Raw genomic sequence first — 15,531 nt, 5'->3', positions numbered from 1 at the left:
TTTCGGGCCAGAGTCGTCCCGGAACCCCGAACTGGTGTGATCTCCACCCGACCCGGTGGGACCCGCCAGCCGAGGCTCCGTGCGATGGCCCCGCGCGCCACACCCGGCAGCCTTCCCGGCCGATGTGGAGGTGCCCGTTGCTGTTCTCTCGCTCGCCCGCGCCGCAGGGTCTGTACGACCCGGCCCAGGAGGCCGATTCCTGCGGCGTCGCGATGGTGGCTGACATCCTCGGCAGGCGCTCACACTCGATCGTCGCGGACGGGCTCCTCGCCCTGGCGAATCTCGAACACCGCGGGGCCGCGGGCGCCGAGCCGAACAGCGGTGACGGCGCGGGCATCCTGCTGCAGCTGCCGACCGCCCTGCTGGCCGAGGTGGCCGGGTTCGAGCTGCCCGAGCCGAACCCCGACGGCGCGAACACATATGCCGCCGGGATCTGTTTCCTCCCGCAGGACCCGGATCGACGCGCCGCCGCCGTCGAGCGGATCAGTGCGATCGCCGAGGACGAGGGACTCGAGGTGCTCGGCTGGCGCGAGGTGCCCGTCGACCCCGCGGGCGCCGACATCGGCCACTCCGCGCGCGACTGCATGCCGCACATGAGCCAGCTGTTCGTCGCGGCACCGGCGGGTCCGGACGGGCGGCCCGCGGACCTGGAACTGGACCGCCTGGTCTACGGGCTGCGCAAGCGCGCCGAGCAGGTGAGCCCCGAGGTCGAGGCGGATGGCACGGCGGTGTACTTCCCGTCGTTGTCGAGCCGGACGATCGTCTACAAGGGGATGCTGACCACCGCGCAGCTGCCCGCGTTCTTCCCCGACCTGCGCGATGACCGCTGCCACAGCGCGATCGCGATCGTGCACAGCAGGTTCTCCACCAACACCTTCCCGTCCTGGCCCCTCGCGCATCCGTTCCGATTCGTCGCACACAACGGCGAGATCAACACCGTGCGCGGGAACCGCAACCGGATGCACGCCAGGGAGGCGCTGCTCGCCAGCGCGCTGATCCCCGGCGATCTCACACGGCTCTTTCCGATCTGCACACCCGAGGCCTCGGACTCCGCGTCCTTCGACGAGGTGCTCGAGCTGCTGCATCTCGGCGGCCGCAGCGTGGCGCACGCGGTGATGATGATGGTCCCGGAGGCGTGGGAGAACGACGCCCAGATGAAGGCCGAGCGGCGCGACTTCTACCGCTTCCACGCCTCGCTGATGGAGCCGTGGGACGGCCCCGCCTGTGTGACCTTCACCGACGGCACCGAGGTCGGGGCGGTGCTCGACCGCAACGGCCTGCGTCCCGGCCGGTGGTGGCAGACGGCGGACGGGCGGGTGATCCTCGCCAGCGAGAGCGGCGTCCTCGACGTGCCGCCGTCCGAGGTGGTGGCCAAGGGCAGGCTCGAACCCGGCCAGATGTTCCTCGTCGACACCGCGGTCGGTCGGATCGTGCCGGACGCGGAGGCCAAGCTGCGGCTGGCCAGGGAGCGTCCGTACTCGGAGTGGCTGCACAGCGGGCTGCTCGAGCTCAGGGAGCTGCCCGAACGCGCGCACATGCAGCATCCGCACGAGTCGGTGGTGCTGCGGCAGGTTGTCTTCGGATACACGGAGGAGGACCTCCGGATCCTGCTCGCCCCCATGGCCTCCGCGCCGGGTGAGCCGCTGGGCTCGATGGGCACCGACACCCCGGTGGCGGTCATGTCGCAGCGTTCGCGGTTGCTCTACGACTACTTCATCGAACTGTTCGCACAGGTGACCAACCCGCCGCTGGACGCGATCCGGGAGGAGGTCGTCACGTCCCTCTCGCGGGTGATGGGACCGGAACAGAACCTGCTCGAACCGACCGCGGCCTCGTGCAGGCAGATCGTGCTGCCCTGGCCGGTCCTCGACAACGACGAGCTCGGCAAGATCATCCACATCAACGACGACGGCGACAACCAGGGCCTGGCCGCCACGGTGCTGCGCGCGCTCTACGACGTCGAGCGCGGCGGCACGGGCATGGCCGAGGCGATCGAGGAGTTGCGGTCGGCGGCGAGCAAGGCGATAGCGGCGGGGTACCGGACGCTGATCATCTCCGACCGCGACTCGGACCATGCCCGCGCGCCGATCCCGTCGCTGCTCGCGGTCTCCGCCGTGCACCACCACCTGGTGCGGACGAAGGAGCGCACCAAGGTGGCGCTGGTCGTCGAGACCGGCGACGCGCGCGAGGTGCACCACCTGGCGCTGCTGATCGGTTTCGGCGCCGCCGCGGTCAACCCGTACCTGGCGATGGAGTCCATCGAGGACCTGGTCAGTGAGGGCGAGCTGGTCGGCGTCGAGCCGCAGATCGCGGTCCGCAACTACCTGACCGGGCTGGGCAAGGGCGTGCTGAAGGTGATGTCCAAGATGGGCATCTCGACCGTCGGGTCCTACACGGCGGCACAGGTTTTCGAGGCCATCGGACTCGACCGCGAACTGGTCGACGAGTACTTCACCGGCACCGTCAGCAAACTCGGCGGCGTGGGCCTCGACGTGCTCGCCGAGGAGGTCCGGATCCGGCAGCGGATCGCGTACCCCGACAACCCGACCGATCGGGCGCACCGCCGCCTGGAGGTGGGCGGCGAATACCAGTTCCGGAGGGAGGGCGAGCTGCACCTGTTCACCCCCGAGACGGTGTTCCTGCTCCAGCACGCGACCCGATCGGGCCAGCACGAGGTGTTCGCCCGGTACAGCGAGGAGGTCAATCGGCTGGCCGCGGCCGGCGGCGCGCTGCGCGGGCTGTTCCGGTTCCGTGAGGGGCTGCGCGAGCCCGTACCGCTCGACGAGGTGGAGTCGGTGGAGTCCATCGTCACGCGCTTCAACACCGGCGCGATGAGCTACGGCTCGATCTCGGCCGAGGCGCACGAGACGATGGCGATCGCGATGAACAACCTGGGCGGGCGGTCGAATTCGGGGGAGGGCGGCGAGGACACCGACCGGCTCTACGATCCGCGCAGGCGCAGCGCGGTCAAGCAGGTCGCCAGCGGCCGGTTCGGCGTCACCAGCGACTACCTGGTGAACGGCACCGACATCCAGATCAAGATGGCGCAGGGCGCGAAGCCGGGGGAGGGCGGGCAGTTGCCCGCCTACAAGGTGTACCCGTGGGTGGCCAAGACCAGGCACTCGACGCCCGGCGTCGGACTGATCTCCCCGCCGCCGCACCACGACATCTATTCGATCGAGGATCTCGCCCAGCTGATCCACGATCTGAAGAACGCCAACGAGCAGGCCCGCGTGAACGTGAAGCTGGTCAGCTCGGTCGGCGTCGGCACGGTCGCGGCCGGGGTGTCGAAGGCACACGCCGACGTGGTGCTCATCTCCGGCCACGACGGCGGCACCGGGGCGTCCCCACTCACCTCCCTCAAGCACGCGGGCGCGCCATGGGAGATCGGGCTCGCCGACGCGCAGCAGACGTTGGTGCTCAACGGCCTTCGGGACCGGATCACCGTCCAGTGTGACGGTGGCATGCGTACCGCCCGCGATGTCATGGTGGCGGCACTGCTCGGCGCGGAGGAGTTCGGGTTCTCCACGGCGCCACTGATCGTGGCCGGCTGCATCATGATGCGGGTCTGCCACCTCGACACCTGTCCGGTCGGGGTGGCCACCCAGAACCCGGAGCTACGCAAGCGGTACAACGGCAAGCCGGAGTTCGTCGAGGAGTTCTTCCGGTTCATCGCCCAGGACGTCCGGGAGTACCTGGCGCAGCTCGGGTTCCGCAGTGTCGACGAGGCGGTGGGCCGGGCCGACGTGCTCGAGACCGCGGAGGGCATCGCGCACTGGAAGAGCCGTGGGCTCGACCTGTCGGCGATCTTCGAGATCCCGACCGACCGCGACGGCACACCGATGACCCAGCGCCGCAGGCAGCGCGATCAGGACCACGGGCTGGAGCTGGCGCTGGACCGCACCCTGATCCAGCTCGCCGAGGGCGCGCTGGAGGACGCGCACCCCGTCCGGCTGGAGCTGCCCGTACGCAACGTCAACCGCACGGTCGGCACCCTGCTGGGGTCGGAGGTGACCCGCCGCTACGGCGCGGAGGGTTTGCCGGACGACACCATCCGGTTGGAGCTGACCGGCTCGGCGGGCCAGTCGCTTGGCGCCTTCCTGCCGCCAGGGGTGACGATCGACATGATCGGCGACGCAAACGACTATGTCGGCAAGGGGCTCTCGGGTGGCCGGATCGTGGTGCGGCCGTCCCCGGACGCGACGTTCGTGGCGCAGGCCCAGGTGATCGCGGGAAACACGATCCTCTACGGCGCCACGTCCGGCGAGGTCTACCTGCGTGGACTGGTGGGTGAGCGGTTCTCGGTGCGCAACTCCGGCGCCACCGCGGTCGTCGAGGGGGTCGGGGATCACGCCTGCGAGTACATGACCGGCGGGCGCGTCGTGGTGCTCGGGCGCACCGGGCGCAACCTCGCGGCGGGCATGTCGGGCGGCATCGCGTACGTGCTGGATCTGGATCCGGAGATGGTGAACCGGGCGATGGTGACGCTGCAGCCGCTCGATGCAGACGACCTCGCGTGGCTGTCCGAGGCGGTCGCGCAGCACCGGCACTGGACCGGGTCGCCGTTGGCGGCCTCGGTGCTGGCGGACTGGCCGCGCCGAAGCGCGTTGTTCACCAAGGTGCTGCCGGTCGACTACCAGCGGGTGCTCGACGCGACCCGGCTCGCGCGCGCCGAGGGCCGGGACGTGGACACGGCGATCATGGAGGCGGCTCGTGGCTGATCCCCAGGGCTTCATGAAGGTGGTCAAGAAGGACGCGCCCAAGCGCCCGGTCACCGAGCGCATCGGCGACTGGGACGAGGTCTATGCGGAGCAGCCCGCCGCCGAGCGGGCCAGGGAGGTGGCCGAGCAGGCGACCCGGTGCATGGACTGCGGGGTTCCGTTCTGCCACTCCGGTTCCGCGGGATGCCCGCTGGGCAACCTGATCCCCGACTGGAACGACCTGGTACGCCGGGACCGGTGGGGTGCGGCCAGCGAACGGCTGCACGCCACGAACAACTTTCCGGAGTTCACGGGGCGGGTCTGTCCGGCGCCTTGCGAGGCGGCGTGTGTGCTGTCGATCGCCGAGAACGACACCGGCGGCTCGGTGACGATCAAGCGGATCGAGCAGGCCATCGCGGACGCGGCGTGGGAGGGCGGCATCGTCGTGCCCCAGCACCCGGTGATCAGCACGGGCAAGAAGGTCGCGGTGGTCGGCTCGGGACCCGGTGGCCTGGCCGCGGCGCAGCAGCTCACCCGGGCAGGGCACGACGTGACGGTGTTCGAGCGCGACGACCGCCTCGGCGGACTGCTGCGGTACGGCATCCCCGCGTTCAAGATGGACAAGTCGATTCTGGAGCGGCGCCTGTCCCAGATGCGATCGGAGGGAACCCATTTCGTCACCGACTGCGAGGTGGGCGTCGATCTGACCGTCGAACAACTGCGCGCCCGGTTCGACGCCGTGGTGCTGGCCGTCGGTGCGCTGCGGGCGCGGGACAACACGATCGTGGAGGGCCGCGAACTCAAGGGCATCCACCTGGCGATGGACCACCTGGTGCCGTCGAACCGGGAATGCGAGGGCGACGGCGCGAGCCCCGTCACCGCGAAGGGGAAGCACGTGGTGATCATCGGGGGCGGCGACACCGGGGCCGACTGTCTCGGGACCGCGCACCGTCAGGGCGCGGCGTCGGTGACGCAGCTCGACTACAACCCGGAGCTGCCAACCGAGCGCGACGACGAGCGTTCCCCGTGGCCGTCCTGGCCGATGGTGCTGCGCACCTCGCCGGCGCACGCCGAGGGCGGCGTCCGGCGCTACGAGGTGGCGGTGCAGCGCTTCCTCGGCGACGAGCAGGGCAACGTGCGGTCGATGGTGCTGGCGGAGGTGAAGGTCAGCCGGGACGAGGAGGGGCGCAGGCACGTCCGGCCCGTCGGCGAGGAGGTCGAACTGCCCTGTGAGATGGCGCTGTTCGCGATCGGATTCGAGGGCGTCGAGTACAGCCGGATGCTCGACGATCTCGGGCTGTCGCTGACCAGGCGCGGCGTGCTGTCGTGCGGCCCGGACTGGCAGACCACGGCGCCGGGCGTCTTCGTCTGCGGCGACGCGCACCGCGGGGCCTCGTTGGTGGTGTGGGCGATCGCCGAGGGCCGGTCAGCGGCGCGCGGTGTCGACGTGTACCTCACCGGGCACTCGGACCTGCCGTCGCCCGTGCACCCGACGGCGCTGCCGCTCGCCGTCGTGTGAATCGCAGGCAAACGCAAAGGGTCTAATTGTTTGTATGTATGCACAATTCACCGCCTGCGATGGAGATGAGTGAGGGCACCGACTAGGCTCGACGCGTGACCCGACGGACGAAAATTGTGTGCACGCTCGGCCCCGCAACCGCGACCGGGGATCGCATTCGTGAGCTCGTCGAGAGCGGCATGGACGTGGCCCGGTTGAACTTCAGTCACGGCGAACACGCCGACCACGAGGAGAACTATCGCCGGGTCCGCGAGGCCTCGGACGTGACCGGCAAGGCCGTCGGCATCCTCGCCGACCTCCAGGGCCCCAAGATCCGGCTCGGCCGCTTCGCCACCGGCAGCACCGTGTGGGAGAACGGCGAGGAGGTGCGGATCACCGTCGAGGACTGCGACGGCACCCACGACCGCGTCTCCACCACCTACCGCGAGCTGGCCAAGGACGCCAAGCCCGGCGATCGGCTGCTGGTCGACGACGGCAAGGTCGGACTGACGGTCACCGCCGTCGACGGCAACGACGTCGTCTGCGAGGTGACCGAGGGCGGTCCGGTCAGCAACAACAAGGGCGTCTCGCTGCCCGGCATGGATGTCTCGGTGCCTGCCATGTCCGAGAAGGACATCGAGGACCTCGAGTTCGCGCTGCGGCTCGGCGTGGACTTCATCGCACTGTCCTTCGTGCGGTCGCCCGCGGACATCGAGCTCGTGCACGCGGTCATGGACCGCCTCGATCGCCGCGTCCCGGTGATCGCGAAGCTGGAGAAGCCCGAGGCGATCGAGAACCTCGAGGCCGTGGTGCTGGCCTTCGACGCGGTGATGGTGGCCCGCGGCGACCTCGGCGTCGAGCTGCCCCTCGAGCAGGTGCCGCTGGTGCAGAAGCGCGCCATCCAGATCGCGCGGGAGAACGCCAAGCCCGTGATCGTCGCGACGCAGATGCTCGAGTCGATGATCGAGAACTCCCGGCCGACCCGCGCCGAGGCCTCGGACGTCGCGAACGCCGTCCTCGACGGCGCCGACGCGGTGATGCTGTCCGGCGAGACCTCGGTCGGCAAGTTCCCGATGGAGACCGTGCAGACGATGGCCCGGATCGTGGAAGCGGTCGAGGCCGAGTCCACCCGGGTGCCCCCGCTGACCCACGTCCCGCGGACCAAGCGCGGCGTGATCTCCTACGCGGCACGCGACATCGGCGAGCGCCTCGATGCCAAGGCGCTGGTCGCGTTCACCCAGTCAGGCGACACGGTCCGCAGGCTGGCCCGGCTGCACACGCACCTGCCGCTGCTCGCGTTCACCCCGTTGCCGGAGGTGCGCAGCCAGCTGACCCTGACCTGGGGCACCGAGACCTTCCTGGTGTCGCCGGTCTCGACGACGGACCAGATGATCGGGCAGGTCGACACCGCGCTACTGTCCCTCGGCCGGTACAACAAGGGCGACCTCGTCGTGATCGTGGCCGGTTCGCCCCCGGGCACCGTCGGCTCGACCAACCTGATTCACGTGCACCGCATCGGAGAAGAGGACCACTAGGTGACTGACCTGGGGGCACAGCCCCGCCCTGTTCGGGCGGGGGATCTCGACACCCTTCTCAGCGTGCTCGACCTCGAGCAGCTCGACGAGGACGTGTTCCTCGGGCAGCACCCGCCCCAGGCCCAGCTCGGCAGCCGGACGTTCGGCGGCCAGCTGGTGTCCCAGGCGATCATCGCGGCCGGGCGTACGGTCTCCGGTGACCGGCCGGTGCACGCAATCAACGCCCATTTCATCCGGGGCGGCGATGTGAAGCGGCCGATCGAGTACCGGGTGCAGCGCCACCGCGATGGCAGGGCCTTCGCGAACCGCCAGGTCGTCGCCTACCAGGACGATCAGGAGCTGTTCGTGATGCTCGTGGCCTTCCAGGACTGGGGCAAGGGTCTCGAGCACGCGGTCGAGGTCCCGGACGTGCCGTACCCGGACACCCTGCCGCCGCTCGGCGATCACTTCGTCGGGTACGAGGACCGGCTGCAGATGTTCGTCAACGCCCTCAAGCCGATCGACATGCGCTACGCGAACGACCCTAGCTGGATCCTCAAGGGCACAGGGGAGAAGCTCAACCACAACCGGGTCTGGATGAAGGCGGACGGCGAGCTGCCCGACGACCCGCTGCTGCACGTCGCGACGATGGGCTACTCGTCGGACACCACGGTGCTCGACTCGATCATCACCACCCACGGGCTGTCCTGGGGCCTGGACCGGATCGTCGCGGCCACCGTGAACCACTCGATCTGGTTCCACCGACCGTTCCGGTTCGACGAGTGGGTGCTGTACGCGACCGAGTCGCCTGTGGCGGCCGGCTCCCGCGGGTTGGCGACCGGCCGGTTCTTCTCGCTCGAGGGGCAGCTGCTCGCGACCGTTGTGCAGGAGGGCCTGATCCGGCACTTCCCGAGCCGGAAGTAGTCGCGCGTCCCCTCGCTACTGCGGGCGAAACTCGTTGACGCCGTGCAGGAACGGCACGACGGTGCCGTTGGTCGCGCTGCGCGGGTGTCATCGGGGTTAGACTTCGCCATCTCTACGGCGCGGGCGTCTGGTCGCTCGGGCCGTGAACGCGCGAATGGGGTGGCGTATGTCGGAAGACGGCGGGCTCGACTGGGACCACGAGGTCGTCACCAGCCTGATATGGACATTCCGGGCATTTGCCATTGCGGCGGTGTGCTTCGTCCTGATCGCCTACGTGCTCTTCCGGACCACCAGGTGGGGCAGGCAGTTCTGGCGGATCAGCGGCGACTACTTCAAGGGCCGCGAGAGCGCGCCGGTGTACGCACTGCTGGCAGTGGTGCTGTTCATGACGGTCTTCGCGGTCCGCATGACGGTGCTGTTCTCATACCAGGGCAACGAGATGTACACCGCTCTGCAGATGGCCGCGCAGTCCTTCGCTCAGGGCGATGTCGGGGCCTTGGACGCGGCGAAGGCGACGTTCTGGCGGAGCCTGTGGATCTTCGGGGTGCTGGCCACCATCCACGTTGCCCGTTCACTGCTGATCTACTACATCGGCCAGGCCTTCGACATCCGCTGGCGGGTGTGGTTGACCGAGCACGTGACCACCGACTGGCTGGAAGGGCGCGCGTTCTATCGCGACCGGTTCGTCGACGAGACCATCGACAACCCCGATCAGCGGATCCAGGCCGACATCACCGATTTCGTCACCATCTCGCGCTCGCTGTCCATGGGCGCGGTCGGCGCGATCGTCTCCCTGGTGTCGTTCACGACCATCCTCTGGGACCTGTCCGGGCCGATGACGGTGTTCGGCACCGAGATCCCCCGCGCCATGGTCTTTCTCGTGTTCGGGTACGTGCTGCTCTCGACCATCGTCGCGTTCTGGATCGGCCGGCCGCTGATCCAGCTGAACTTCTGGAACGAGCGGCTCACCGCGAACTTCCGCTACGCGCTGGTCCGGGTCCGCGACAGCGCCGAGAACGTCGCCTTCTACCGAGGTGAGGGCGTCGAGCGGCACGGGCTGCTCTTCCGCTTCGCCGCCGTCATCCGCAACTACTGGCGAATCGTCTTCCGTACCTTGAAGTTCAACGGCTGGAACCTGGTGGTCAACCAGATCGCCGAGGTGTTCGCGTTCATCATCCAGGCGCCGCGGTTCTTCAACGGAACGATCACGCTCGGCGACATGACGCAGTCCGCGACCGCCTTCAGGCAGGTGCACGACTCGCTCTCGTTCTTCCGCGAGTCCTATGACGTCTTCGCCGGGTACCGGGCCAGCCTGATCCGTCTCAACGGTCTGATGGACGCCAACTCGGACTCGCGGGAACTGCCCGCGATCGCGGTCTCGGAGCTCGAGGGCGCGCTCCGGGTCGAGCGGGTGCAGGTGCGCAGGCCGGACGGGTTCTCGCTGATCGCGGACCTGGACCTGTCGATGGAGCCGGGCGACACCCTCGTGGTCAAGGGGCGCTCGGGCAGTGGCAAGACCACCCTGCTGCGCAGCCTCGCCGAGATGTGGCCCTTCACCGAGGGGCAGGTCAGGCGGCCCGCCGGAACCAAGACGCTGTTCCTGTCCCAGATGCCGTACCTGCCGCTCGGTGACCTACGGACCGCAGCCGCCTATCCGGGCACGCCGGACGAACTCGACGACGAGTCGATCCGGGAGGCCCTGCGGAAGGTGCAGCTCGCGAACCTGGTCGATCGGCTCGACGAGCAGGCGGACTGGGCGAAGATCCTCTCGCCGGGAGAGCAGCAGCGGATCGCGTTCGCCCGCATCCTGCTGATCCGGCCGGAGCTGGTGTTCCTGGACGAGGCCACCTCCGCGGTCGACGAGGGACTCGAGTATTCGCTGTACAGCCTGATCCGCACGGAGGTGCCCGACACCATCCTGGTGAGCGTCAGCCACCGCAGCACTGTCGACCAGCACCACGCGCAGCAGCTACAGCTCGCGGGCGACGGACCCTGGGACCTGTCCCCGGTGCCGGTGCGGGTGTAGGACGGGCGGTCAAGCCGGGCGCCAGCCGTTCGGCATGTGCTCGTCGGCGAACGCCAGCTTGATCCGGATCAGTTCCGATCGGTTGGGCTTGCCTGACTTCATCAGCAGCCCCTCCTGCTGGGCCTGTGCGTCGTACTCTTCGATCCGCACGGCGTCCATCTTCACCCCGACAAGGGGCCGGACCGGGCCCGGCCTAGGCATGACCGACCGCCCTCCGGCGTCCCCGAATCGACCACGTTCCCCGCATGATGCCGCCCCTCCCCAAGGATCTTTGTGGCCGTGCCACATTCGCCGGTCAATGTATCCAAACCGGACAAACCTATCGGTTGGTTTGATGGTAAATCTTGGGCCGGTCTCGCCAGGACACCGGGGCGTTTCAGGGTCGCGGAACGGTGTCGTTTCGGGCCACGTGCAGGTAACGATTGCGCGGAGGAGGCGACTCGGGTGCAGTCGAGGGGAATAGCGTGGTGCCACTGTGACTCATGTCACGACGGAGGTCGATGGCGATGCGCGGATCTACGAGGGGTGTCCAAGACGGAGCGCGGACCGCGGTGCTGCTGCTGATCGCGGCACTGGTGCTACCGCTCGGACTGGCGCTCGGCGCCGCCGCGCCCGCCTCGGCCAATCCGTACGACCGGTTCCACGAGGACTGGGTGCCTGCGCCGGGAGGGGTCGGGCATATCAAGGTCCGGATGTGGCTGGCGAACAACGGCAGCAACAAGGCCGTCTACCTTCTCGACGGGATCCGGGCGACCAACGACGTGAGCGGCTGGGAACACGAGACCAACGCCGCCTGGCTGTCGGATCACGGCGTCAACGTGATCGAACCGGTCGGCGGCGAGTCCAGCTTCTACGCGGATTGGTACGCCCCGAACAACTTCACCAACCAGCCGTACAAGTACATGTGGGAGTCGTTCCTCACCCAGAACCTGCCCGACCACCTGGCGGCCAGGTACGGCATCAGCCGGACCAGCAACGCCGTCGTCGGGTTGTCGATGGGCGGCAATGCGGCCCTGATCCTGGCGGCCCACCACCGCAACCAGTTCACCTTCGCCGGCGCGATGTCGGGCTACCTCAACCTGTCGGCACCCGGGATGCGGGAGGCGATCCGCATCGCGATGCTCGACGCGGGCCTGTACAACTCGGACTGCATGTGGGGCCCGCCCTGGGACCCGGCCTGGTTGCGGCACGACCCGTTCGTCCAGGCCGAGGGCCTGCGCGGGCTACCGATGTGGATCTCGGCCGCCAGCGGTCTGCCGGGCGTGCACAACCGTCCGGTCTATCCGATCGACTACGTCAACACCGCGACGGGGATGGGACTCGAGGCGCTCTCGCTGGCCCAGACCAGGGCATTCCAGGTGCGGTTGATGACCATGGGCATCGATTCCGCCCACTTCGACTTCCCGGCGACGGGAACCCACGCGTGGCCGTACTGGCAGGACCAGCTGTGGGCGATGCTGCCGATGCTCAAGGGCTCTATCGGGGCCTGACCCGGCGAACCGGAGTCAGGCCGCCTCGGCGGCGGCCGCTATGTCCCGCAGATCCTGCGTCATCATCTTCGCGGTGGCCTTCGCGCCGAGCCCGCCGAAGGACTTCATCAGCAGCTTCGCCAGGAAGGTGGATTTCCCGGGGTCGGCGTTGAAGGTCATCGAGAGGTCGGTGCCGTCGCCGCTCGGGGCGAGGGCGAAGGAGGTCGTGTAGTCGGCGCCGCGGGAGTTCGCCTTCACCACGGTCCGGCGCTCCGGGTCCACCTCGGCGACCCACATCTCCTCGGTGGCTTCCTTGCCCAGCATCTTGCGGGTCTCACGCCAGCGGGTGCCGACGGCGTAGCCCTCGCCGGCGACCCGCTCCGTGCTGATCACCCCGGTGAGCGTCGTCGCGGCCGCGTCGAGGTCGGTGAGCACCGCCCAGACCTTCGCCGGCGTCGCCGCCACGTGCCGGGTGAGCTGAATCTCGGTGTTCGACAAGGTCGGTGCCCTTCGTTCGGGAGATATCCAGCTCGGCTAGAACGGAACCAGGGGGCGCTCGGTGCCCGTACGCTGCCGGGTGTTCACCCTCCGTTCATCGTAAAGGCAGCACCAAGTGAATCCTTCTCGACAGGCAGGCATCGCCGCCCTCGCCGCCACCGCCGCGGTCCTGCTGGTCAGTGCCGTGCCCGCCCAGGCGGATCCGGCGGCCGCATCCGGATCGCCGTACTCGGCGACCACCGCGGTCGGCGTGCACAACGCCTACGAGCAGCAGACGTACGAGCACCTCGCGGACGCGTTGGACTCGGGAGCGGGCCTGATCGAACTCGATGTCTGGACCAACAGCTTCGACGTGGTCGCCAAGGGTGGCGGCATGAGTGATTGGCGGGTCTCGCACGAGAATCCGCTGGCGAACGTCAACAACTGCGCGAACGCGCCCGCGCCGGAGCAGTTGCGGGGCCTGTCCCGGGATCAGGATCTCGCCGGGTGCCTCGCCGATCTCCGGGTCTGGCACGACGCGAACCCCGGTCATCGGCCGGTGATGATCAAGATCGAGATGAAGGACGGCTTCAACGCCCCCGGTGGGCTCGGCCCGCGCGAGTTCGACGCCCTCCTGGACGAGCGGCTCGGCTCCGCGCTGTTCCGGCCGTCCGACCTGACCGGCGGCGCGTCCGTCACCCTCGACGAGGCCGTGCGCGCCGACGGCTGGCCAGGGCGGGGCGAGCTGGCGGGCAAGTTCATCGTCGAGCTGATCCCGGGAACAGTGGAGGAGAAGAATCCGGCCGATCCGCTGTGGACGGACGTCGAATACGCCACCCACCTCCGGGATCTGGCCGCGGCGGGCGCGCTGGACGAGGCCGTCGCCTTCCCCGCCGTGCATCGCGCGGAGGCGGGCGACCCCCGCCAGACCCGGTATCCGGACGCCACGGTCCGGCCGTGGTTCGTGATCTTCGACGGGGACGCCGCCGCGTTCGTGAACGGTGGCATCGACACCGCCTGGTATCGCGATCGCGGCTACCTGCTGGTGATGACCGACGCGCACCAGGTCGCCCCCGCGATCGACGGCACCAGCCCGTCGGAGGAGGCGGCGCGGGCCCGCGTTGACGAACTCGCGGCAGGCAACGCGAGCGTGGTGACCGCGGACTGGCACCCGCTGCCCGGGGTGCTCTCGCGGGTCGTGCCGAGGGGCTGAGGCGGCCCGGGCGGGCAGGCGAGTCCGGTAACCTCTGGCGCTCAGGGGAATCGGCGGCGCTGAGGAGGGGGCGGGCCATGCCGGAAAGCCTGGAACTACGGGTGCTCGGGCCCGTCGCCGCGCTCCGCGACGGACGCCCGATGACCTCGCTGGTGCCCGTCAGCGCGCGCTGCTCGCGGCGCTCGTCCTCGCCTACCCGCACTCCGTGTCCGCCGACCGTCTGCTGGCCCAGGTGTGGCACGACCTGGATCAGCCCAAGCTCAGTTCGTTGCACGTCGCGATCTCCAAACTGCGCGACCTGCTCAGTCCGGACAGGGCCAGGCGCGAGGACGGGGTGCTGGTGCGCGATGGCAGCCGGTACCCGCTGTCCGCCGCGCGCGGAAGCGTCGACGTCGCGCGGTTCGAGGAGTTGGTCCGGACCGGCGCCGAGGTCGCGGAGACCTCCGCGGACGCGGCGGCGGCCGCCTACCTGGAGGCACTGTCGCTGTGGCGGGGCTCGCCGTACGCCGACATCGCCGGTTCCGAGTTCACGACGCCCGAGATCGCCCGGCTGACCGCGATGCATCTCGAGACCCGCAGGTCGTTGCTCGAGGTGGGCCTGCGCCGGGAGCGATTCGCCGAGGTGGCGGCGGAGGCGGAGGCCTTGGCCGCCGAACATCCCCTGGACGAGCGGATCTGGGAGATCCTGGTTCTCGCGCTGTACCGCGGTGGTCGACAGTCCGACGCGCTGGGCGCGCTGCGCCGGATCAGGGCGATCCTGGACGACGAACTCGGCATCGATCCCGGAGTGGCCCTGCGACGGCTCGAGGCGGCCGTGTTGGCGCAGGACGCCGCGTTGCACGGTCAGGCGGCGCCGCGCCCGGCCCAACCCGACCCGCCGCGGGCGCCGAACCTGCCTTCTCCGCGGAGCCTGCTGGTGGGCCGGGCGGCCGACATCGAATCGGTGGCCACGGCGCTGGGTGAACACCCCCTGGTCACCCTCGTCGGACCGGGTGGGGTGGGCAAGACCCGACTCGCGATCGAGGTCGCGCGGCGCAGACGTGCCGCGGACGGCCCGTGGATGGTGGATCTCGGCGCACTCACCGACGGCGCGCTGATGGTGCCTGCGGTGGCATCGGCGCTCGGACTGCCGGGGGTCGGCGGCGCGGAGCATCTCGCCGGAGTGCTGGCAGGGCGAACGATGCTGATGATCCTCGACAACTGTGAGCACGTCGTCGCGGACGCCGCGGCACTGGCCGTCACGCTCGCCGATCTGTGCCCGGGGGTGCAGTTGCTCGCCACCAGCCGCGAACCCCGCGAGGTGGACGGCGAAGCGCTGCACGAGGTCCCGCCGCTCGCGCCGGACGAGGCGCGGGATCTGTTCGCGGCTCTCGCAGGCGGCGTGGTGCCCGGGTGGCCCTCGGCGAGGCCAATGTCGCGTCGGTGCGCACGATCTGCGCCGAACTCGACGGCATCCCGCTCGGCATCGAACTCGCGACCGCACAGCTGCGGGTGCTCTCCGAGCAGCAGATCGCCGACGGGTTGGAGGATCGCTTCACCCTCCTGCGGGGTGGGTCTCGAAGCGCCCCACCCCGACAGCGCAGGCTCGCGGACACCATCGACTGGAGCTACCGGCTGCTCGACGACGAGCAGGCGGTGGTGCTCAGGCAGGTGGCGGTGTTCGCGGGCAGCTTCGACATCGACGGAGCCGCGGCCGTGACCGGGGCTCCG

10 protein-coding genes are annotated in these 15,531 nt (G+C 69.5%); 8 read left to right on the top strand and 2 right to left on the bottom strand.

Going from position 1 to position 15,531, the window contains the following annotated elements; genetic code table 11:
- Nucleotides 1–137: 137 nt before the first annotated feature.
- The 5 genes from gltB (at nt 138) to JOE46_RS06250 (ending at nt 10,662) form a co-directional block, all read left to right on the top strand.
- Nucleotides 138–4,721, top strand: a complete 4,584-nt coding sequence (gene gltB, locus JOE46_RS06270; RefSeq protein ID WP_209926556.1) for a glutamate synthase large subunit — start codon at nt 138–140, stop codon at nt 4,719–4,721.
- Entirely contained in the window at nt 4,714–6,219 is a 1,506-nt protein-coding gene (locus JOE46_RS06265; RefSeq protein ID WP_097213201.1) for a glutamate synthase subunit beta, read from the top strand. Before gltB ends, JOE46_RS06265 begins: the two co-directional genes overlap by 8 nt.
- 95 nt (nt 6,220–6,314) lie before the next feature.
- Entirely contained in the window at nt 6,315–7,733 is a 1,419-nt protein-coding gene (gene pyk, locus JOE46_RS06260; protein WP_077041837.1) for a pyruvate kinase, read from the top strand.
- Entirely contained in the window at nt 7,734–8,636 is a 903-nt protein-coding gene (locus JOE46_RS06255) for an acyl-CoA thioesterase II (RefSeq protein WP_097213202.1), read from the top strand. It abuts the gene before it with no gap.
- A gap of 166 nt (nt 8,637–8,802) precedes the next feature.
- Nucleotides 8,803–10,662 carry an ABC transporter ATP-binding protein/permease gene (locus JOE46_RS06250; protein ID WP_280923540.1) on the top strand — a complete coding sequence of 620 codons (1,860 nt, stop codon included), beginning with the start codon at nt 8,803–8,805 and terminating at the stop codon, nt 10,660–10,662.
- Nucleotides 10,663–10,671: 9 nt separating this feature from the next.
- Here the strand turns inward: JOE46_RS06250 and JOE46_RS06245 are convergent, their stop codons facing one another.
- Nucleotides 10,672–10,863, bottom strand: coding sequence for a hypothetical protein (locus JOE46_RS06245; protein ID WP_143548497.1), 192 nt, complete (start codon nt 10,861–10,863; stop codon nt 10,672–10,674).
- A 305-nt stretch (nt 10,864–11,168) separates the two neighbouring features.
- On the opposite strand from JOE46_RS06245, the gene JOE46_RS06240 reads away from it, so the two are divergent.
- Nucleotides 11,169–12,152: an alpha/beta hydrolase family protein gene (locus JOE46_RS06240; RefSeq protein ID WP_097213204.1), complete on the top strand. Its 984-nt coding sequence runs from the start codon at nt 11,169–11,171 to the stop codon at nt 12,150–12,152.
- A 15-nt stretch (nt 12,153–12,167) separates the two neighbouring features.
- On the opposite strand, the gene JOE46_RS06235 is transcribed toward JOE46_RS06240, so the two are convergent.
- Nucleotides 12,168–12,629, bottom strand: coding sequence for an SRPBCC family protein (locus tag JOE46_RS06235; RefSeq protein WP_097213205.1), 462 nt, complete (start codon nt 12,627–12,629; stop codon nt 12,168–12,170).
- A 115-nt stretch (nt 12,630–12,744) separates the two neighbouring features.
- Here JOE46_RS06235 and JOE46_RS06230 point away from each other — a divergent pair, with 115 nt between their 5' ends.
- Both JOE46_RS06230 and JOE46_RS26315 read left to right on the top strand, forming a co-directional pair.
- Entirely contained in the window at nt 12,745–13,821 is a 1,077-nt protein-coding gene (locus JOE46_RS06230) for a phosphatidylinositol-specific phospholipase C domain-containing protein (RefSeq protein ID WP_097213206.1), read from the top strand.
- 205 nt (nt 13,822–14,026) lie between these two features.
- Nucleotides 14,027–15,520: a BTAD domain-containing putative transcriptional regulator gene (locus JOE46_RS26315; protein ID WP_307861255.1), complete on the top strand. Its 1,494-nt coding sequence runs from the start codon at nt 14,027–14,029 to the stop codon at nt 15,518–15,520.
- The last annotated feature ends 11 nt before the right edge of the window (nt 15,521–15,531 follow it).

This window comes from Rhodococcus sp. PvR099 (genome assembly GCF_017833315.1).
Classification (GTDB): domain Bacteria; phylum Actinomycetota; class Actinomycetes; order Mycobacteriales; family Mycobacteriaceae; genus Rhodococcus_G; species Rhodococcus_G oryzae.
This window is presented reverse-complemented; position numbering and strand designations above follow the sequence as displayed.